This is a genomic window from Streptomyces sp. 840.1, assembly GCF_003751445.1.
In the GTDB taxonomy this organism is placed as follows: Bacteria; Actinomycetota; Actinomycetes; order Streptomycetales; family Streptomycetaceae; genus Streptomyces.
In genome coordinates this window covers 2,541,960-2,561,931 of record NZ_RJUU01000001.1, presented here as the reverse complement: position 1 = coordinate 2,561,931, position 19,972 = coordinate 2,541,960, and the positions used below count along the sequence as shown (strand labels likewise).

Here is a 19,972-nt window from a genome sequence, read left to right as displayed (position 1 = left end):
GGACCGTTCCCCGCGCCGGGCTCTCGTGGGACGGATCGGGCTCAGGCCTCGGGAGCGTCCTGCTCCGTGCCTTCCGCCTCGTCCTCGGCCGGGGCGAGGCCGAGGCGCTCCAGGAGCCACTTGTCGAACTCGATCGAGGCCCGCACCCAGCTGACCGTCGAGGAGACGAAGTGCTCCAGGCTGACGCCGGTGCCGATGAGCATCTGCGCCTCACCGATCAGGCGGACCGAGGTGGTGGTGTCCTCGGCGCCCTCCTCGGGCTCGTGCGTGTGCGTGTAGACCTTGGGCCACAGGGTGCGGCGGTTCCAGTCGTCGATCGCGTCGAGCAGGACCGGGCGCTGGTCCGTGTCGTGCGGGCGGTCGTAGAACGTACGGACCGAGAAGACCTGCTGCTCGCCCTCACCACGGAACATGAAGTACGTGCGGAAGTCTTCCCACGGCGCCGCGAGGTCGCCCTCGTCGTCGAGGACGTACTTCAGCTCCATCTGTTCCAGGAGCTGCTTGACGAGGTCCTGGTCAGGGACGACGGGGCCCTCCGGTCCTGCCGCCTGCGGTTCGGGCTGGCCCCCGAAGTTAGGAATCGAGGACGGATCGATGCTCACCGTAATTTCCCTTCGTGCGGTTGGCTGCCATCCTCCCCCATGCCGGGCGGGGCATGGCAAGCGGGAACGGCCCCGATCCGCCACAAGCTGATATCCAGCCGGTGGGGACCGGGGCCGTCACCCGTTCCGGTCACGGGCGCGCCCGCGCTCCCGTCACGAGGCCGGGCCGACCGTCAGGCCGTCGCCGTCCCGGTCCACCAGGACCGTGTCGCCGTCCGTGACCTCGCCCGAGAGGATCTCCCTGGCGAGCCGGTCACCGATCGCCGTCTGGATGAGCCGGCGCAGCGGCCGGGCGCCGTACGCCGGGTCGTTGCCCTCCTCGGCCAGCCAGGCCAGGGCGGCCGGGGTGACGTCGAGGGTCAGGCGGCGGTCGGCCAGCCGCCTCGCGAGGCGGTCGATCTGGAGCCCCGCGATATGGGCGAGCTCGTCGCCGGACAGCGCGGAGAAGACCACCAGGTCGTCCAGCCGGTTGAGGAACTCCGGCTTGAACGAGGCCCGCACCACGTCCAGGACCTGCTTCTTCTTCTCCTCGGGCTTGGTCAGCGGGTCGGTCAGGTACTGGCTGCCGAGGTTGGAGGTCAGGATCAGGATGGTGTTGCGGAAGTCCACCGTCCGGCCCTGTCCGTCGGTGAGCCGCCCGTCGTCCAGGACCTGGAGCAGGATGTCGAAGACCTCGGGGTGGGCCTTCTCGACCTCGTCCAGCAGGACGACGCTGTACGGGCGGCGGCGGACCGCCTCGGTGAGCTGACCGCCCTCCTCGTAGCCCACGTAGCCGGGCGGGGCGCCGACCAGCCGGGCCACGCTGTGCTTCTCGCTGTACTCGCTCATGTCGATGCGGACCATGGCCCGCTCGTCGTCGAAGAGGAAGTCCGCGAGGGCCTTGGCCAGTTCGGTCTTGCCGACGCCGGTCGGGCCGAGGAAGAGGAACGATCCGGTGGGCCGGTCGGGGTCCGCGATGCCGGCCCGGGTGCGGCGCACCGCGTCCGAGACGGCCTGCACGGCCGCCGTCTGCCCGATGAGGCGCCTGCCCAGCTCCTCCTCCATGCGCAGCAGCTTCTGGGTCTCGCCCTCCAGCAGCCGTCCGGCCGGGATGCCGGTCCAGGCTCCGACGACATCGGCGATGTCGTCCGGGCCGACCTCCTCCTTGACCAGCGTCTCCTTGGGCTCCTTCGCGGCCTCCTGCTCGGCCTCGGCGGCCTCGGCCAGCTCCCGTTCGAGGCCCGGGATCTCGCCGTACAGCAGCTTGGACGCACTGTCGAAGTCGCCGTCGCGCTGGGCGCGTTCGGCCTGTCCGCGCAGTTCGTCCAGGCGCTCCTTCAGCTCACCGACCCGGTTGAGGCCCTGCTTCTCCTTCTCCCAGCGGGCGTTGAGGCCGCGCAGCTCCTCCTCCTTGTCGGCGAGGTCGCGGCGCAGCTTCTCCAGGCGCTGCTTGGAGGCGGCGTCGGTCTCGTTCTTGAGGGCCAGCTCCTCCATGTGCAAGCGGTCCACGGAGCGCTGGAGTTCGTCGATCTCGACGGGCGAGGAGTCGATCTCCATGCGCAGCCGGGAGGCCGCCTCGTCGACCAGGTCGATGGCCTTGTCGGGGAGGAAGCGCGAGGTGATGTAGCGGTCCGACAGGGTCGCGGCGGCGACCAGCGAGGAGTCCGCGATCTGCACCTTGTGGTGGGCCTCGTAGCGGCCCTTGAGCCCGCGCAGGATCGCGATGGTGTCCTCGACGGACGGCTCCGCCACCAGCACCTGCTGGAAGCGGCGCTCCAGGGCCGGGTCCTTCTCGATCCGCTCGCGGTACTCGTCGAGCGTGGTGGCGCCGACCATCCGCAGCTCGCCCCGGGCCAGCATGGGCTTGAGCATGTTGCCCGCGTCCATGGCGGAGTCGCCGCCCGCTCCGGCGCCGACGACGGTGTGCAGCTCGTCGATGAACGTGATGATCTGGCCGCCGCTCTCCTTGATCTCGGAGAGGACGGTCTTCAGCCGCTCCTCGAACTCGCCGCGGTACTTCGCGCCCGCGACCATCGCGCCGAGGTCGAGCGAGACGAGCCGCTTGTTCTTCAGCGACTCGGGGACGTCCCCCTTGACGATGCGCTGGGCGAGCCCCTCGACGACGGCCGTCTTGCCGACGCCCGGCTCACCGATGAGCACGGGGTTGTTCTTGGTGCGGCGCGAGAGCACCTGGACGACGCGACGGATCTCCTGGTCACGGCCGATGACCGGGTCGAGCTTGCCCTCGCGGGCGGCCGCGGTGAAGTCCGTACCGAATTTCTCCAGGGCCTTGTACTGGCCCTCCGGGTCGGGTGTGGTCACCCGGCGCCCTCCCCTGCTCTTCTCGAAAGCGTCCAGCAGCTTCTTCGCACTGGCCCCCTGCCCGTCGAGGATCTCACCGGCACGGCCGCCCTCGGCCGCGATCCCGATGAGCAGGTGCTCGGTGGAGATGTAGTCGTCGCCGAGCTCCTTGGCCCGCCGGGCCGCGTCGGAGATCACGGCGAGCAGCTCGCGGTTGGGCTGCGGCGGCGCGACGGTCGACCCGGTCACGCTGGGCAGTGCGGCCAGCAGCCGTTCGGTCTCGGTGCGAACGGCGATCTGGTCCGCCTCGACGGCGGCCAGCAGATCGACGAGGTTCTCGTTGTCCTCACCCGCGAGCAGCGCCAGCAACAGATGCCCCGGGGTCAGATCGGGATGCCCGTCCTTCACGGCCCTGTTGGTGGCCGCGTTGATGGCGTCCCGGCTCCTGTTGGTCAGCTCGGCGTCCACGTGCGCTCTCTCCTCCTTGCGACGACTGGCCCGTACCTTCACTTCTGACACGATCAACGTGCGTAAAGTTGAGTCTATTCCACTCAAGGTAGCAACGGCCCCGGCGGACCACGCGCGCCGCCGCACCCCTCATGTCCGAGTGAAGCGGCCGGCCGGCCCGCCCGCCACCCCGGAGCGGTACACGGCTGCCTACCCTGGCCCCATGGCAGTCGACGTACGCAACCCCGGCCCCGAGTACCTCGCCTTCTGGCGGGAACCCCACGTGTGCACCCTCACGACGCTGCGCCCCGACGGCACGCCGCACGTGGTCCCGGTGTGCGTGACGTACGACCCCGAGGCGGGTCTCGCCCGCATCATCACCGGCCGGCACAGCCGCAAGGTCGCCAACATCCTGGCCGCGGGACCGGACGGCGCACGGGTCGCGGTCTGCCAGCTGGAGGGACGCCGCTGGGCGACCCTGGAGGGCGTCGCCAGGGTGCGCACGGAGCAGGACAGGGTGGACGACGCGGTACGCCGTAAGACGGCCCGCTACGGGCGCGCGCCGAAGCCCAACCCGGACCGCGTCGCCATCGAGATCACCCTGGACCGGGCACTCGGCCGCGGCTGACCGGCGGGCGCCCTGCGGGCGGGCACAGCACAACGGCGTCACCGTGTTCAGGTCACGGTGACGCCGTTGTGTGGGGGAGTGTCTGAGCGACGTGGAACGACGGGGGATCGCTCAGGCACTGCGGGGGGTGGCGGAGATGGCTTCAGGTTCGAACAGCTGATGGTCACGCTGTGCGAGGTTCACAAAAATCATGTCGTACCGGATGGCACAGCGCACGGGCTGCGGCGCCCCGCGAGGCTTGCGGAGGCAGCGGTAGGCGCGGACCTCCCCGTCGTCCTCACGGGCGACGACGACCGGGTCGCCGAACAGGGTGACCATCAACGAATCACCACGGTGGGGGAGTGCCGTGACGAGGTCGATGAAATGCCACCCTGAGCGGTAGGCGGTTGCCATTTCACGTCTGAAGGTCCGGTCGTCCGGCGGAGTGGTCACAACTCCGCCCTGTTCTCGACCGAATTCCCCCAGCCGACGTCGGACTGGTGAGCACCACCGAGAGCGGCGGGCTGCGCGTTGCCCCAGCCGACATCACCCTGGTAGACGGCGGGCGACACATAACCCCAGCCGACATCGGCCTGCTGAGGGCCACCGAGAGCGGCGGGCTGCGCGTTGCCCCAGCCGACATCGGCCTGGTGGACACCGCCGCCGCCGGCGGGCTGGACATAACCCCAGCCGACGTCGCCCTGATAGGAGTCGCCGGCCTCCGCATTGCCCCATCCGACGTCCGGAGCAGAGCCGTGCGTCACGAGCAGCAGTGCAGCAGCCGCGAACGCAGTGCCAAGCACTGAGCGAAGCATTCTCTTGTTCATAGTCGGCTTCGTCCTCACTTGATGGATCCTCTCCCCCGCTCTCCAAGAGACGATGGCTTATTCGGACGCGTCAATGCCACAGGAGCGATGCATCATGTTCCTGAATGTTCAGGACCCTGGGGGGTGGAGTTTTGCCTATAATGGACACGAAACCGACACATACTCATGCGGTCACGAACCTGTGCACCGAGGGCACCAGGCTGTATGCGGCGGCGCTCAGCGTGGGCCGCCTGGCCCGCTCCGAGGTCAGGACGGCACCCTGCCTCGTCAAATTCGGTCTGCTGCTGCCCGATCCGGACGACGCGTCATGGCTTCGCCCGGTTCCGCCTTCCGCCGCCCTGGCCCAGCGTCTTCACCCGCTGGAGCGCGAGATCCAGGATCGCAGGCGGACGTCCGTCGAGCTGACCGACGCTTTCGAACCGTTCCTGGCCATCAGCGCCCAGAGCCCCGCGCCGACGCACGCGATCACGGTGCTGGAAGGCATCGACCGGATCAACGGAGCACTCGACCTGGCCATCGCCGAGAGCCGGAGGGAAGTGCTGACGGTCCAGCCCGGGGGCAAACGCAGCGAGGAAGTCCTCAGCGAGGCCCTGATCCGCAGTAAACCTCTCATAGATTCCGGCATCAGGGTCCGTACTCTCTACCAGCACACCGTCAGGCACAGCCAGCGCACGTTCGCCTACGTCGACCTCATGGCGGGCGCCCGGATGGAGATCCGCACGCTCGAGGAGCTCATCGAGCGCCTCATCATCTGCGACGACACCGTGGCCTTCATCCCGGTCCAGGACGACCTGCCCGTCGCCCTGGAACTACGGCACCCCGGGCTGGTCGCCTACCTGACGAAGGTCTTCGAGCAACTCTGGCGCCGCGCCGTCCCGCTGGACGAAGCGGCCCCCTACGACCCGGCCCGCGACGGCATCACGGGCGTCCAGCGCGCCATCGCCACGCTGCTGATCGAGGGGCACGTCGACGAAGCGATAGCCCGCCGGCTCGGCATGAACGTCCGTACCTGCCGCGCGCATGTCGCCAAGCTGTCCGCCGTGCTGGGAAGCACGAGCCGCGCCCAGCTCGGCTACCTGATCGCCCAGTCAGGAATCCTCGATCAGGACTCCTGACCGGCCGATGCTCCGGAGGCCCCCACCCCCGGGCCGGAAAGCCGGCCACGTGTCAGTGGGGACACCTGGCCACGCCTCCGAGGTGCCGGGAGAGTTCCCGGCTCCCCCGACAACACCCACAGTGGCCCGCGAACCGGGCTGCCACCACCGTCATCTTGCTGCACTGCAAAAAATGGGGGGCCCGAATGGGCAGGGATGAGGACACACCGGCGCACGCACACAAGAACCGTGCGCTGTGCGACGCGGCGGTCAGGATCTACACCGAGGCGCTGAGCGCGGGACGGATACCCCGGACCGCCATCGAACCGGCGCCCTGCCTCACCGAGTTGGCGCTGGTCCACCCCGACCCGCAGGACGAGGCCTGGGTGCGCCCGGTGCCCCCGTCCGCCGCCCTGGCCCATCTGCTGCAGCCCGTCGTCCGGGAGATCCACGAGCGCATCAGCCTCTCGGCCGCGCTGGCCGACTCGCTGGCGCCGCTGGCGGCCGTGGCCAGTACGGACCCCAACCTCGCCATCACGGTCCTCGAAGGCATCCCCCTGATCGACGCCGCCGTCCAGCACGCGACGGAGAGCGCCACGGAGGAGATCAGGACCCTTCAGCCCGGCAGCACCCGGCCGCCCGACCAGCTCCAGCGGGCCCTGTCGCGGGCCCGGCTGACCCTGGAGCGGGGCACCCCGCTCCGGCACATCTACCAGCACCCCATCCGCTACAACCAGACCTTCAAGGCCTATCTGAACCAGATGCCGCCGGGCCTCATCGAGATCCGCACGCTGGAGCAGACGGTCGAGCGGCTGCTCGTCTTCGACCACACCGTGGCCTTCATCCCCGCCAACACCGCCCGCGACGTCGCGCTGGAGATCCGCCACCCCGCGCTGATCCGCTATCTGATCCAGATGTACGAAGTCCTGTGGGCGCAGGCCACCCCGCTCACCGATCCGCTGCCGGCGCCACCGCCCAGCGTCTCGGTCACCGCCGTCCAGCTCAGCGTCGCCCGCCTCCTGGTCGAGGGCCACACCGACCAGGTCGTGGCCGGAAAGCTCGGCATCAGCGTCCGCACCTGCCGCGCCCACGTCTCCAGGCTCATGCACACCCTCAACGCCACCAGCCGCACCCAGCTCGGCGCGCTGCTCGTCCGCTCCGGGATGGACGGGTCCGCACCGCCCGGGACGACGGAGAAGCCCGTCCCCCCGGTGACGCCGGGGTGACGGGCTGCGCCGAGGACGGGTCGAACCCGTTCGGTCCTTGACCGGTCGGGTCCTTGACCCGTTGCGTCCTCGGGCCGTTCAGTCCTTGGGCCGCTTGGGCCGCCAGACGACCAGTGCGCTGGTGTGCTGCACGTCCTGGTACGGGACCAGGTCACGCCGGTAGGAGGCGTGCACCTGGGCCTCGCGCTGCTGGAGCGTCGCCGCCGCCCCGTCCACGGCCGCCGAGAGCTCGGCGACGCGCTGCTGGAGCGCGGCGACCTGGTTCTCCAGCTCGATGATGCGCTTGATGCCGGCCAGGTTGATGCCCTCGTCCTGCGACAGCTGCTGCACGGTGCGCAGCAGCTCGATGTCACGGGCCGAGTAGCGCCTGCCGCGCCCGGCCGTGCGGTCGGGCGAGACCAGGCCGAGGCGGTCGTACTGGCGCAACGTCTGGGGATGCAGACCCGAGAGCTGGGCCGCGATCGAGATCACGTACACCGGCGATTCTTCGGTCAGTTCGTACGGATTACGTCGGCGGCCGTCCATCTCAAGCTCCCTTCGCTGCCTGGAACAGCTCCGCCCGCGGGTCCTGGTCCGCGGTGGCCTTGCGATAGGCCTCCAGGGCGTCCCGGGCGTCCGTGCCCAGGTCCGTGGGGACCACCACCTCCACGGTGACCAGCAGGTCGCCGCGGCTGCCGTCCTTGCGCACCGCGCCCTTGCCCCGGGCGCGCATGGTGCGCCCGTTGGGCGTGCCGGCCGGCAGCTTCAGGGTGACCGGCGGTCCGCCGAGCGTGGGCACCTTCACCTCGCCGCCGAGCGCCGCCTCCGTGAAGGTGACGGGCACGGTGACCGTGAGGTTGTCGCCCTTGCGGCCGAAGACCGGGTGGGCGTCGACGTGGACGATGACGTAGAGGTCGCCGGCCGGTCCGCCGCGCTCGCCGGGGCTGCCCTTGCCGCGCAGCCGGATCCGCTGGCCGTCGGAGACGCCGGCGGGGATCCGCACCTGCATGGTGCGGGACGACTTCGCCCGGCCGCTGCCCTTGCAGACGTCGCAGGGGTCCTGGGCGATGAGGCCCCGGCCCTTGCAGTCCACGCAGGGATCGGTGAGCGAGAACCCGCCGCCGGTGCCCCGGGAGACCTGTCCGGTGCCGACGCAGGTCGGGCAGACCCTGGGGGTGCCGTTCTTGTCGCCGGTGCCGGAGCACGCCTTGCAGGGCGCCTGGCTGGACATCCGCAGCGGGACCGTGGCCCCGTCGACCGCCTCGGTGAAGCTGAGCGTCACCTCGGACTCGATGTCCTGGCCGCGGCGCGGCTGCACCCGGGTGCCGGCACCGCCGCCGCCCCGGTTGAAGAGGCCGCCGAAGACATCGCCCAGACCGCCGCCACCGCCGCCGAAGCCGCCGGCTCCGCCGCCCTGGCCACCGCCCGGGGTGCCTCCGAAGAGGTCGCCCAGGTCGAAGTTGAAGTTGCCGCCGCCGCTGCCGGGTCCGGGGCGGAAGCCGCCGTTGCCGAAGAGGGCGCGGGCCTCGTCGTACTCCTTGCGCTTCTTGGTGTCACCGAGGATGTCGTTGGCCTCGGAGATCTCCTTGAAGCGCTCCTCCGCCTTGTTGTCACCCTTGTTGGCGTCCGGGTGGAACTCGCGGGCGAGCTTCCGGTACGCCTTCTTGATCTCGGCGTCCGTGGCGTCCTTCGGGACGCCGAGAACCTTGTAGTAGTCCTTCTCGACGAAGTCCTTCGTACTCATCGACGTCCCTCCTTCCGGACGACCGGCCAGGGGCCTCCCGCCCGGTTGCTGCCGGACTCATCGAGTCCGGCACGCTCCGGGCGGTCGGCCCCGTCGGCCGGGCGGTGTGCCGCCGAGTGGTCGGACAGAATGTCAGACCTCCTCGCCGCCACCGCTCTCCTCGTCGGCTGCCTGCTCTTCTTTCGTGTCCTTCGCGGCCGCGGGGGTCGCCCCCGGCTGGGGTTCGGCCACCGCCACCCGTGCGGGACGGATGGTGCGCTCGCCGATCCGGTACCCGGGCTGCAGGATCGCCACGCAGGTCGTCTCGGTGACGTCCGGCGCGTACGAGTGCATCAGGGCCTCGTGGATCGTCGGGTCGAAGGGCTCGCCCTCCTTGCCGAACTGCTGGAGGCCGAGCTTGGCGACGACCGTCTCCAGCGATTCGGCCACCGACTTGAACCCGCCCAGCAGCTCGCCGTGCTCCCGGGCCCGGCCGATGTCGTCGAGCACGGGCAGCAGCTCGGACAGGAGACCCGCGACCGCGATCTCCTTGACCGTGACCCGGTCCCGCTCCACGCGGCGACGGTAGTTCTGGTACTCGGCCTGGAGCCGCTGGAGGTCTGCGGTGCGCTCGGAGAGCGCGGTGCGGACCTGGTCCAGCTGTGCCGTCAGACCGGCTGTCTGGTTCGCGTCCCCGGCGGGGGCCGCCGCCTCCTCCGAAGAGGGGGTGGCGTCCTCCGTCCCGGCGTCTTCAGGGGTGGCGCCGGAGGGGACGTCGGGCTTCTCCTCGAAGCCCGGAGTCTCCTCGGTCACGCCGCACCGCCCTTGGAGTCCTTCTCGTCGTCGACGATCTCGGCGTCGACGACATCGTCCTGGGCGTCACCCTGCGCCTGCTCGGCACCCGGCTGGCCCTCGGCCTGCGGGCCGCCCTCGGCCTGGGCGTTGGCGTACATCGCCTGGCCCAGCTTCTGGGAGACGGCCGCGACCTTCTCGGTGGCGGTACGGATCTCGGCGGTGTCCTCGCCCTTGAGCTTCTCCTTCAGCTCGGTGAGCGCGGTCTCCACCTCCGTCTTCACGTCGCCGGGGACCTTGTCCTCGTTGTCCTTGAGGAACTTCTCCGTCTGGTAGACGAGCTGCTCGCCCTGGTTGCGGGACTCGGCGGCCTCGCGACGGCGGTGGTCCTCGTCCGCGTACTGCTCGGCCTCTTCACGCATCCGGTTGACCTCGTCCTTCGGCAGCGAGGAGCCACCGGTGACGGTCATCTTCTGCTCCTTGCCGGTGCCGAGGTCCTTGGCCGCGACGTGCATGATGCCGTTGGCGTCGATGTCGAACGCGACCTCGATCTGCGGCACGCCACGCGGGGCCGGCGGCAGGCCGGTCAGCTCGAACATCCCGAGCTTCTTGTTGTACGCCGCGATCTCGCGCTCGCCCTGGTAGACCTGGATCTGCACGGACGGCTGGTTGTCCTCGGCCGTCGTGAAGATCTCGGAGCGCTTGGTCGGGATCGTGGTGTTGCGCTCGATGAGCTTCGTCATGATCCCTCCCTTGGTCTCGATACCGAGGGACAGCGGGGTCACGTCGAGCAGCAGGACGTCCTTGACCTCGCCCTTGAGGACACCGGCCTGGAGCGAGGCGCCGATGGCGACGACCTCGTCCGGGTTCACACCCTTGTTGGCGTCCTGGCCGCCCGTGAGCTCCTTGACGAGCTCGGCGACGGCCGGCATACGGGTCGAGCCACCGACGAGAACGACGTGGTCGATCTCGGAGAGCTGGATGCCCGCGTCCTTGATGACGTTGTGGAACGGGTTCTTGCAGCGGTCCAGGAGGTCCGCGGTGAGCTGCTGGAACTGCGAGCGCGTGAGCTTCTCGTCCAGGTGCAGCGGGCCCTCGGCCGACGCCGTGATGTACGGCAGGTTGATCGTGGTCTCCGTCGAGGACGACAGCTCGATCTTCGCCTTCTCCGCGGCCTCGCGGAGACGCTGGAGAGCCATCTTGTCCTTGGACAGGTCCACGCCGTGTCCGTTGGCGAACTGCTTCACCAGGTAGTCGACGACGCGCTGGTCCCAGTCGTCACCACCGAGGTTGTTGTCACCGTTGGTGGCCTTCACCTCGACGACGCCGTCACCGATCTCCAGGAGGGACACGTCGAAGGTGCCGCCACCGAGGTCGAAGACGAGGATCGTCTGGTCGTCCTTGTCGAGCCCGTACGCCAGCGCGGCGGCCGTCGGCTCGTTGACGATACGCAGGACGTTCAGGCCCGCGATCTCGCCGGCCTCCTTCGTCGCCTGACGCTCGGAGTCGTTGAAGTACGCCGGAACGGTGATCACCGCGTCGGCGACCTTCTCGCCCAGGTACGACTCGGCGTCACGCTTCAGCTTCTGCAGGATGAAGGCGCTCATCTGCTGCGGGTTGAAGCTCTTGCCGTCCAGGTCGATCTTCCAGTCAGTGCCCATGTGGCGCTTGACGGAGCGGATGGTCCTGTCGACGTTCGTCACTGCCTGGCGCTTGGCGACCTCGCCGACCAGAACCTCGCCGTTCTTCGCGAAGGCGACGACGGACGGCGTGGTCCTGGCGCCTTCGGCGTTGGTGATGACGGTGGGCTCGCCGCCTTCGAGAACGCTGACGACGGAGTTAGTCGTGCCCAGGTCGATGCCGACCGCACGTGCCATTTCAATTCCTCCTACTGACTACTTGAGTGGATCTGGCTCAAGGATGCATGACATCGCCCTCGGCGTCAACAGACCTGAGTCGAGGCGACTCAACTATCGTGCACACACCCCGCGCCACCAGCGATTTGTCTATTTTTGTGGTGCCGGACACACACCGCATACGCGTCACACGGGACGAATCCGAGCCGCTTGCGGGCGACACCTGCCCGCTCTGTGGGCGACACACCCCCCACCATCATCGCGCCGTGGGATCGTTCTGTCACAAATTGCCGCGAGCCGCACAAAAGCGGCACTCGATCGACAGCAGGCAGCAGACACACCCCGGACACCCCAGCCATCCGGTACCGGACAGCGACACCAGGCAGGTGCGAACGATGCAGACGCAGACGCGGAGGCCCAGGCAGCGCCGGCGGCAGCGGCATGTGCCGAGGAGGGATCAGCGGCCGAACCGGTGGCAGGGCCAGTGGCAGAGCGGGTGGCGGGGCGCGCGCCGGAGGCCGGCCCCGGCGCGCCGCCCCTGGCAGCCACCGCGCCCCACCCGCACGGCACGCGCCCTCGCCGCCCTCAGGACCCTCGCCGCTGCCGCCCCGCCGCGCCCCACCGCCAAGCGCGCCCTGGACCTGCTCCTCGGCTCGGCCCTCCTGCTCCTGGCCGCCCCCGCCCTCGCGGCGGCCGCTCTCGCCCTCGCCGTGCGCCGGCGCCCCGGCGGCGTACTGGACCGCTCCCCGCGCACCGGCCTCGCGGGCAGGCCCTTCGTACTGCGATCGCTGCGCACCCGGCGGCTGCGGCTCGACGTGCTCTCGCGGCTGCCCCACGTCGTACGCGGCGAGCTCTCGCTGGTCGGCCCCGAGCCGCTCGCGCCCGGCGACGAGCGGGGCACGGCCGCCGGTGCGCGGGACTGGCGGCGGGAGCTCAAGCCCGGACTGACCGGCCTCGCGCAGGTGCGCCGCCGCTCCACGATGCCGTGGGACGAGGCGGACCTCCTCGACCAGCACTACGCCGGGCACCACCGGGCCGCCCTGGACCTGGCGATCCTGGCCGAGGCCGTACACACGCCGCTGCGCCGGGCGGTGCGCGGCCTCAGCCGGCGCGGCCAGGCATGCCTGAGCGACACAGATCACCGCCTGCCCAACTACAGCGCGGCGGAATAAGTGGATAGTGTCAGCACAGACTGATTAAGTTACTGCTTAGTAGTCCCCGGCAGTCCCCGTACTCGCCAGTAAGCATTCGCCAGTAAACGCTGGAACCCACCCTCGCAGGCCCGAGGAGCCCCCAATGCAACTCGCCGCGATCATCGTGTCGCTGGTGCTGACCGTGGTCGGCGTTGCGCTCATCGCCCGAGCCGTCGCGCAGATCTACCGGTTCGTCACGCTCGGACAGCCGGTCCCGGCCGGCAGTCGCACCGACAACCCGAAACAGCGCACGATCACCCTGGTCAAGGAGTTCCTCGGCCACACCCGGATGAACCGGTGGGGGATCGTCGGCTTCGCGCACTGGTTCGTCGCCATCGGCTTCCTGACGCTGCCGCCGACGCTGCTCCAGGCGTACGGACAGCTCTTCAAGGCCGACTGGGTGCTGCCGATCATCGGTGAATGGCTGCCGTTCGAGCTGTACATCGAGTTCATCGGCCTGATGACGACGGTCGGCATTCTCGTGCTGATCGCCATCCGGCTGCTGAACCTGCCCTCCCGGGCCGGCCGCAAGTCCCGGTTCGCGGGCTCGAAGGCCTGGCAGGCGTACTTCGTCGAGTACGTCATCCTCGTCATCGGCCTGGCGATCCTGACCCTGCGCGGCCTCGAGGGCGCGATCCACCACGTCGACGGCTACGAGGCCGCGTACTTCGTCTCGTACCCGCTGGTCCTCGCCTTCAAGGGACTCGCGCTCGGCACGCTGCAGAACCTCATCTACCTCACCGCGATGATCAAGATCGGCGTCTCGCTGATCTGGATGATCACGGTCGCGCTCAACACCAACATGGGTGTCGCCTGGCACCGCTTCCTCGCCTTCCCGAACATCTGGTTCAAGCGGAACGCGGAGGGCGACGTCGCACTCGGCGCGCTGCAGCCGATGACCTCGGGCGGCAAGGCGATCGACTGGGAGGACCCGGGCGAGGACGACACCTTCGGCGTCTCCCAGGTCGAGCAGTTCTCCTGGAAGGGCATCCTCGACTTCTCCACCTGCACGGAGTGCGGCCGCTGCCAGTCGCAGTGCCCCGCCTGGAACACCGGCAAGCCGCTGTCCCCCAAGCTCCTGATCATGTCCCTGCGCGACCACGCGCACGCCAAGGCCCCCTACCTGCTGGCCGGCGGCGGCAAGGACATGGAGGGCAACGAGAAGGCTTCGGCCGAGGCCCTGAAGGACGTCCCCGCGGCCGCCCTCGCGGAGGCCGAGCGCCCCCTCATCGGCACCGCCGAGGAGAACGGCGTCATCGACCCGGACGTGCTCTGGTCCTGCACCACCTGCGGCGCGTGCGTGGAGCAGTGCCCGGTCGACATCGAGCACATCGACCACATCGTCGACATGCGCCGCTACCAGGTGATGATCGAGTCCGCGTTCCCGTCCGAGGCGGGCACGATGCTCAAGAACCTGGAGAAGAAGGGCAACCCCTGGGGGCTGGCCAAGAAGCAGCGCGTCGAGTGGACCAAGGAGGTCGACTTCGAGGTCCCGATCGTCGGCAAGGACGTCGAGGACCTCACCGAGGTCGACTACCTCTACTGGGTCGGCTGCGCCGGCGCCCTGGAGGACCGGGCGAAGAAGACCACCAAGGCCTTCGCGGAGCTGCTGCACATCGCGGGCGTCAAGTTCGCGATCATGGGCGGCGACGAGAAGTGCACGGGTGACTCCGCCCGCCGCCTGGGCAACGAGCCGCTGTTCCAGCAGCTCGGCCAGGAGAACGTCGCGATGCTGAACATGGCCTTCGGCGAGGACGACGAGGACGACTCGACGAAGAAGGCGAAGGCGACGAAGAAGATCGTCGCGACCTGCCCGCACTGCTTCAACACCATCGCCAACGAGTACCCGCAGCTCGGCGGCGAGTACGAGGTCATCCACCACACGCAGCTGCTCCAGCACCTGGTGGACGAGGGCAAGCTGATCCCGGTGACGCCGGTCGAGGGTCTGATCACGTATCACGACCCCTGCTACCTGGGCCGTCACAACAAGATCTACACGCCCCCGCGCGAGATCATCGCGAAGGTCCCGGGTCTGCGGAACGAGGAGATGCACCGCCACAAGGAGCGCGGCTTCTGCTGCGGCGCCGGCGGCGCCCGGATGTGGATGGAGGAGCGGATCGGCAAGCGCGTCAACAACGAGCGCGTCGACGAGGCCCTGTCCCTCAACCCGGACATCGTCTCCACGGCCTGCCCGTTCTGCCTGGTCATGCTGACCGACTCGGTCAACGGCAAGAAGAACGACGGCCAGGCGAAGGAGTCGATCCAGGTGGTCGACGTCTCGCAGCTGCTGCTCGACTCCGTGAAGACCCCTGCCGACCCGGCGGGCGAGCCGGAAACGGCGGACGCGCCGGAGCCGGAACCGGTGAAGTAACCGGAACCGCGCCCGCGCGGCGCAGCAGCGGCCGGACCTGCCTCGGGGGCAGGACCGGCCGCTTCTGCTTTCCCGCCCCGGTGACGCATCATGTGGGGCGTCCAAGACGTACGAGGCGCGCGGGGCGCACAGGGCCTCCGAGGCACACGGGACGTCCAAGGCGCGCAGGGCACGCGGAGCGCACGGGACGTCCGAGGAGCACAGGGCACGCGGATCGTACGGGACAGACGAGAGCCGAGGGACGGAGCACTCCAGTGCGGATACGTATCGCAAGGCCGACGGTCACCGCCGCGGCCGGCTGCGCCTGCGCCCTCCTCCTGGCGGCCTGCGCGGGCGCCCAGGACCCCGGGCCGGGCAAGAACGGCGACGCCCCGCCCACCGCCCTGTCCGGCCTGGCGGGTGCGCAGCGCCACGGGGTCCCGCGCGGCGACGGCAGCCACATCCCCGACGACTTCAACGGCGACGGCCACCGCGACCTCGTCCTCAACCACCTGGTGAAGCCCGCGTCCGACGCGCACGGCGACGACGCGGGCATCGGCATCGTCTACGGCTCCGCCTCCCGGGGCCTGGACCCGTCGACCCGACAGCTGCTGAGCGCGCACGCGAACGCCGCCAAGATCGGCGACACGCTCCCCTCGGCGTTCGACGCGGAGGCCTCGTGCGACCTGGACCAGGACGGCTTCACCGATCTGGTCGTGGCCACCGACCCCCCGTACAACGGCATCGGCCGCCCGCCCGTACCGCTGCAGATCCTGTTCGGCTCCCCGGCGGGCCTCACCGGTAAGGCGGTCGCGCTGCGCATCCCGGACCGGGCCCGCTTCGGCAACGAGTGGCCCGACCACCCCGTCTGCGGCGACTTCGACGGGGACAAGAAGCCCGACCTGGCCGTGACGGCGAGCGCGGGCCGGCTCAGCTTCCTGCGCGGCCCGTTCACCCGCGCCGGCCGCCCGCACGCCGCCGGCGGCACCATTCCCGGCGCGGGCCCGGCCCTGTCGCCCCCCGATCCCCGGGCGGACGCGAACGGCGACGGCTACGACGACCTGGTGTACGCCGCCCGCCCCCACGAGCCCGGTACGGCGGCAAAGGGCACGCTGCTGCTCGGCAGCCCCGACGGACCGGGGCGGCCCGGTGGCGCGTACCGCTTCAGGGCCCCCGCCGGGAAGCTCCCGGAAGCACCCCTGCCGAGGAACCCGGGCAAGACCTCCGCCTCGGCCACCGCCTCCGCGGAAACGACCCTGCTCATCCGGAACGCGGACTTCGACGGCGACAGCAAGCCGGACACGGTGGTCCGCACCCACCGGGGCGAGAGCGCCGACCTGATCGCCCTGTACCCGGCGGCCGCCCCGGACCGCCCGCTGATCACGTTCACCAGCGCGCTGTTCAACGCGGGCTGACGACGGCTCCGGCCCACTGCGGACAACCCCCCAGGGTTCCCTTAGGGGATGTCACAGCTGAGCGTCAAAGGCAGCCAAGTTCCCCCGCCCCTCCCACCCACCCCGGACGGACCAGGTACGTTCGATTACGTGGCTGGATTCAGGATCGGACGCGGCCGGGACAACCGCACCCCGCAGCAAGCGCAGCAGCAACCGCGGCAGCAGCCGTACGGCAGTCAGGCACCGCCGCCGTACGGACAGCAGCAATGGCCGCCGACGGGAGGAAACGGCGCCCCGCGCAACAACGGCGGCTACCAGGGCGGCTACAACGGAGGCGGCCAGAACAACGGCGGATACCCCCAGGGCGGCGGCCGCCAAGGCAATGGCGGCCACCAGGGCAACGGTGGCTACCAGGGCGGCGGGTACCAGGGCGGCGGCGGAGCGGACGAGCCGGAGTACTTCACCGACCCGTACCCCCAGCAACCACACCACTCGCAGCAGCCCCAGCAACCGCACCAGGGCGACCCGTACGCGAACAACCCGGGCCACACGCAGGCCTTCAGCATCAACGAGGACCCCTACGGCGACGGGAACACCTACCGCGCCGGCCAGGCCCCCGTCCAGCCGTCGGGCCCGCGCCTGCACTGGAAGCAGCTGCTGAGCGGCATCGTGACGCGCCCCGCCCCGACGTTCTGGCAGATGCGCGACTACCCCGTCTGGGGCCCGGCGCTCATCGTCACGTTCCTCTACGGCCTGCTGGCCCTCTTCGGCTTCGACCAGGCCCGCGACGACGCGATCAGCGCCCCGGTCGGCAACGCCATCCCCTACGTCATCATCACGGGCCTGGGCTTCGTGATCGGCGGCCTGGTGCTCGGCGCCGTCACCCACTCGCTGGCCCGACAGCTGGGCGGCGACGGGGCCTGGCAGCCGACGGTGGGCCTCTCCATGCTGATCATGTCGATCACGGACGCCCCCCGCCTGATCTTCGCCCTGTTCCTGGGCGGCGAGAACTCCCTGGTCCAGATCCTCGGCTGGCTGACCTGGCTGGCCGCGGCGGCCCTGCTCACGTCCATGGTGAGCAAGTCCCACGACCTGCCGTGGCCGAAGGCGCTGGGCGCGAGCGCGATCCAGCTGATCGCGCTGGTGTCGATCCTCAAGCTGGGCACGATCTGACCCGACCGAGCCGAAAAGACCCCCGGAGCCGCCAGGCCCGGGGGTCTTTTCGGCTCGGTCTCCGCACCGCCTCAGGCGTCGAGAACCTGCCCGCTGCGCCGCACGACGGGCTTCTCCACACTCCACGGGAAGTTGATCCAGCGATCGGTCTTCTTCCACACGTACTCGCACTTCACCAGCGAATGCGACTTCTCGTAGATGACGGCGGACCGCACCTCGGCGACGTGATCGATACAGAAGTCACGGACCAGCTTCAGGGTCTTCCCGGTGTCGGCGACATCGTCGGCGATCAGGACCTTCTTGTCCGAGAAATCGATGGCGTTCGGCACCGGTGCCAGCATGACGGGCATCTCCAAGGTGGTGCCCACCCCGGTGTAGAACTCCACGTTGACCAGGTGGATGTTCTTGCAGTCCAGCGCGTACGCCAGGCCGCCCGCGACGAAAACCCCGCCACGCGCGATGCTCAGCACCACATCCGGCTCGTACCCGTCATCGGCCACGGCCTGCGCCAGCTCCCGCACGGCGCGCCCGAAGCCGTCGTACGTCAGGTTCTCCCGCACGTCATCGCCCATCGGTCATCACACCTGCGTCCGGTGGAAATTCATGAAGGACCGCGATGCGGTCGGACCGCGCTGCCCCTGGTATCGCGACCCGTACCGCTCGGAGCCGTACGGAAACTCCGACGGAGAGGTCAGCCGGAACATGCACAGCTGGCCGATCTTCATCCCGGGCCAGAGCTTTATCGGCAGCGTCGCCAGGTTCGACAGCTCCAGCGTCACGTGCCCGGAGAACCCCGGGTCGATGAACCCGGCCGTCGAATGCGTCACCAGCCCGAGCCGGCCGAGCGAGCTCTTGCCCTCCAGCCGCGACGCGAGATCGTCGGGCAGCGAGATGACCTCGTACGTCGAGGCGAGCACGAACTCACCGGGGTGGAGGATGAACGCCTCGTCCCCGTCCGGCTCGACGGTGCGGGTGAGATCGACCTGCTCGACGGCCGGATCGATATGCGGGTAGCGGTGGTTCTCGAACACCCGGAAATAGCGGTCGAGCCGCACATCGATGCTCGACGGCTGCACCATCGACGTATCGAACGGATCAATACGTACGCGTCCGGCGTCGATCTCGGCCCGGATGTCCTTGTCTGAGAGAAGCACCCACCGAGGATACGCAGAACGCGCGGACCCACCCACATCGGGCCGCCCCGCGCGCCTGTCACCACGCTCCCGGAAGCCCTACCGCTCCTCGAACCCCACCGGCACGGCATGCCGCAACCGGGCGCAACGAGGACAGCGGATGAGCCGCCCGGGACCGATCCGCCCGGACCCGAGCTGCTGCATCGGGAACGAGGCGGTAGCGAAAACGTGCCCTTCGGCACAGCGGACGACGGTGCGCTCCATGGACTCCATCAAGTCCCTTCCCCATCAAGCCGTGGACGAGAAAGCCACATTAGGGGATGAACGGGACGCCACTCCACGCGGCACTCCGACAACTCACGCTACGCCCCCAACTCCCGCCCCACCCAACCGCATCCACCCCTCGACACAACACACCCCACCCAGCCCGGAACCAGGGCACGACACAGGGAGAGACCCGCCATGGGGTACAGTGTGGAACGATGCGTCGCTGGTCAGCCAGTGCGCTACGCGGGTGTAGTTTAATGGTAGAACATGAGCTTCCCAAGCTCAGAGCGCGAGTTCGATTCTCGTCACCCGCTCCATGACGAAGGCCCTGGTCGGAGACCAGGGCCTTGTTTGTTGTCCAGGCCGTACGAGTTCTCCCAGGTGCTTCACCAGCTTCTGCGTGCGACCCCATGCGCGCCTCCCGCGCGCGAGTCGGCCTTGCTCCGCCGGGTGGGCCCCGTACTCCGAGCCACTTCACGTCTTCCACCGGCCGGAATCAGTCACTGTGGCCGGAGCTGCCGGTTCGTGCTGTGGGTGCTGTCCTACGCTGTCCGGGACCGATCGGCGGCTAGGAACGGGGGATCCGTGGCTGAGGGAACAGCGCTGTCGGAGCGGATAGCGGAGCAGCGGGTTGGTGGCGGTGATCCGCGCGCGATGCTGGGTGAGTTGCGTCGGGCGTTGGTGCTGGTGCCCGTCGATGGTGGTGGGTTGTGGGCCGCTGAGCTCGGCGGGGTCCGCTGGGTGTGCGGGTTTACTGACGAGGCGGCGCTGGCCCGTTTCGCGCAGGCGCGGGGTGCTCTGCACGATCCCGATGCCGGCGGACGGGTGTGGGAGTTCGCGGAGCTGCGGGGCGCTCGGCTGTTGGACGAGGTCATTCCAGCGATGGGAGTGCCCGCGGGGCTCGCGGTGAATATCGCTGATCCGGACGGGTCGATGTTCTTCCCGCCGGTGACGGGCATCGTGCCGGACGCGGTCGCCGTCGACGGGGAAGCTGCGGTCGGCGGGGTAGGCCCCGGCGGAGGAGCGTGA

At 69.6% G+C, this 19,972-nt stretch carries 18 protein-coding genes and 1 tRNA gene; 9 read left to right on the top strand and 10 right to left on the bottom strand.

Annotated elements, in window-relative coordinates:
• Positions 1-41: 41 nt before the first annotated feature.
• Positions 42-602 carry a YbjN domain-containing protein gene (locus EDD93_RS11720; RefSeq protein ID WP_123525100.1) on the bottom strand — a complete coding sequence of 187 codons (561 nt, stop codon included), beginning with the start codon at positions 600-602 and terminating at the stop codon, positions 42-44.
• Between the two features lie 153 nt (positions 603-755).
• The gene (gene clpB / locus EDD93_RS11715) at positions 756-3,350 is read right to left on the bottom strand and encodes an ATP-dependent chaperone ClpB (RefSeq protein WP_123525099.1); all 2,595 of its coding nucleotides are present in this window, start codon (positions 3,348-3,350) and stop codon (positions 756-758) included.
• Between the two features lie 202 nt (positions 3,351-3,552).
• On the opposite strand from clpB, the gene EDD93_RS11710 reads away from it, so the two are divergent.
• On the top strand, positions 3,553-3,957 hold the full coding sequence (locus EDD93_RS11710; RefSeq protein ID WP_123525098.1) for a pyridoxamine 5'-phosphate oxidase family protein: 405 nt from the start codon (positions 3,553-3,555) through the stop codon (positions 3,955-3,957).
• Between the two features lie 111 nt (positions 3,958-4,068).
• On the opposite strand, the gene EDD93_RS11705 is transcribed toward EDD93_RS11710, so the two are convergent.
• Positions 4,069-4,389: a hypothetical protein gene (locus EDD93_RS11705; protein WP_018522262.1), complete on the bottom strand. Its 321-nt coding sequence runs from the start codon at positions 4,387-4,389 to the stop codon at positions 4,069-4,071.
• Positions 4,386-4,700 carry a hypothetical protein gene (locus tag EDD93_RS39365; RefSeq protein ID WP_148083852.1) on the bottom strand — a complete coding sequence of 105 codons (315 nt, stop codon included), beginning with the start codon at positions 4,698-4,700 and terminating at the stop codon, positions 4,386-4,388. The genes EDD93_RS11705 and EDD93_RS39365 overlap by 4 nt, the downstream gene beginning before the upstream one ends.
• A 203-nt stretch (positions 4,701-4,903) precedes the next feature.
• On the opposite strand from EDD93_RS39365, the gene EDD93_RS11695 reads away from it, so the two are divergent.
• On the top strand, positions 4,904-5,878 hold the full coding sequence (locus EDD93_RS11695; RefSeq protein ID WP_123525096.1) for a helix-turn-helix transcriptional regulator: 975 nt from the start codon (positions 4,904-4,906) through the stop codon (positions 5,876-5,878).
• 185 nt (positions 5,879-6,063) lie between these two features.
• A complete protein-coding gene (locus EDD93_RS11690; protein WP_123525095.1) occupies positions 6,064-7,083 on the top strand; it encodes a LuxR C-terminal-related transcriptional regulator in 1,020 nt (339 codons plus the stop codon).
• Between the two features lie 78 nt (positions 7,084-7,161).
• On the opposite strand, the gene EDD93_RS11685 is transcribed toward EDD93_RS11690, so the two are convergent.
• The 4 genes from EDD93_RS11685 to dnaK form a co-directional block, all read right to left on the bottom strand.
• A complete protein-coding gene (locus tag EDD93_RS11685; RefSeq protein WP_123525094.1) occupies positions 7,162-7,608 on the bottom strand; it encodes a heat shock protein transcriptional repressor HspR in 447 nt (148 codons plus the stop codon).
• A gap of 1 nt (position 7,609) precedes the next feature.
• Positions 7,610-8,806: a molecular chaperone DnaJ gene (dnaJ, locus tag EDD93_RS11680; RefSeq protein ID WP_123525093.1), complete on the bottom strand. Its 1,197-nt coding sequence runs from the start codon at positions 8,804-8,806 to the stop codon at positions 7,610-7,612.
• A gap of 132 nt (positions 8,807-8,938) precedes the next feature.
• Positions 8,939-9,598, bottom strand: a complete 660-nt coding sequence (gene grpE / locus EDD93_RS11675; RefSeq protein ID WP_123525092.1) for a nucleotide exchange factor GrpE — start codon at positions 9,596-9,598, stop codon at positions 8,939-8,941.
• Positions 9,595-11,454, bottom strand: a complete 1,860-nt coding sequence (dnaK, locus tag EDD93_RS11670) for a molecular chaperone DnaK (RefSeq protein ID WP_123525091.1) — start codon at positions 11,452-11,454, stop codon at positions 9,595-9,597. The genes grpE and dnaK overlap by 4 nt, the downstream gene beginning before the upstream one ends.
• A gap of 374 nt (positions 11,455-11,828) precedes the next feature.
• On the opposite strand from dnaK, the gene EDD93_RS11665 reads away from it, so the two are divergent.
• The 4 genes from EDD93_RS11665 (at position 11,829) to EDD93_RS11650 (ending at position 17,543) form a co-directional block, all read left to right on the top strand.
• Positions 11,829-12,605 carry a sugar transferase gene (locus EDD93_RS11665; RefSeq protein WP_123525090.1) on the top strand — a complete coding sequence of 259 codons (777 nt, stop codon included), beginning with the start codon at positions 11,829-11,831 and terminating at the stop codon, positions 12,603-12,605.
• A 124-nt stretch (positions 12,606-12,729) separates the two neighbouring features.
• Complete coding sequence (locus EDD93_RS11660; protein WP_123525089.1) at positions 12,730-14,997, top strand: (Fe-S)-binding protein; 2,268 nt, start codon at positions 12,730-12,732, stop codon at positions 14,995-14,997.
• Between the two features lie 254 nt (positions 14,998-15,251).
• Positions 15,252-16,391, top strand: a complete 1,140-nt coding sequence (locus tag EDD93_RS11655) for a VCBS repeat-containing protein (protein ID WP_123525088.1) — start codon at positions 15,252-15,254, stop codon at positions 16,389-16,391.
• A gap of 129 nt (positions 16,392-16,520) precedes the next feature.
• The gene (locus EDD93_RS11650) at positions 16,521-17,543 is read left to right on the top strand and encodes a Yip1 family protein (protein ID WP_123525087.1); all 1,023 of its coding nucleotides are present in this window, start codon (positions 16,521-16,523) and stop codon (positions 17,541-17,543) included.
• 71 nt (positions 17,544-17,614) lie between these two features.
• Here EDD93_RS11650 and EDD93_RS11645 read toward each other — a convergent pair whose 3' ends face one another.
• Positions 17,615-18,115: a phosphoribosyltransferase gene (locus EDD93_RS11645; RefSeq protein WP_123525086.1), complete on the bottom strand. Its 501-nt coding sequence runs from the start codon at positions 18,113-18,115 to the stop codon at positions 17,615-17,617.
• 6 nt (positions 18,116-18,121) lie between these two features.
• Positions 18,122-18,697 carry a dCTP deaminase gene (dcd, locus tag EDD93_RS11640; RefSeq protein WP_073733490.1) on the bottom strand — a complete coding sequence of 192 codons (576 nt, stop codon included), beginning with the start codon at positions 18,695-18,697 and terminating at the stop codon, positions 18,122-18,124.
• A gap of 489 nt (positions 18,698-19,186) precedes the next feature.
• Between dcd and EDD93_RS11635 the strand changes: the two genes are divergently transcribed.
• A tRNA-Gly gene (locus tag EDD93_RS11635) sits at positions 19,187-19,260 on the top strand.
• 268 nt (positions 19,261-19,528) lie between these two features.
• On the top strand, positions 19,529-19,972 hold the full coding sequence (locus tag EDD93_RS11630; RefSeq protein WP_123525085.1) for a hypothetical protein: 444 nt from the start codon (positions 19,529-19,531) through the stop codon (positions 19,970-19,972).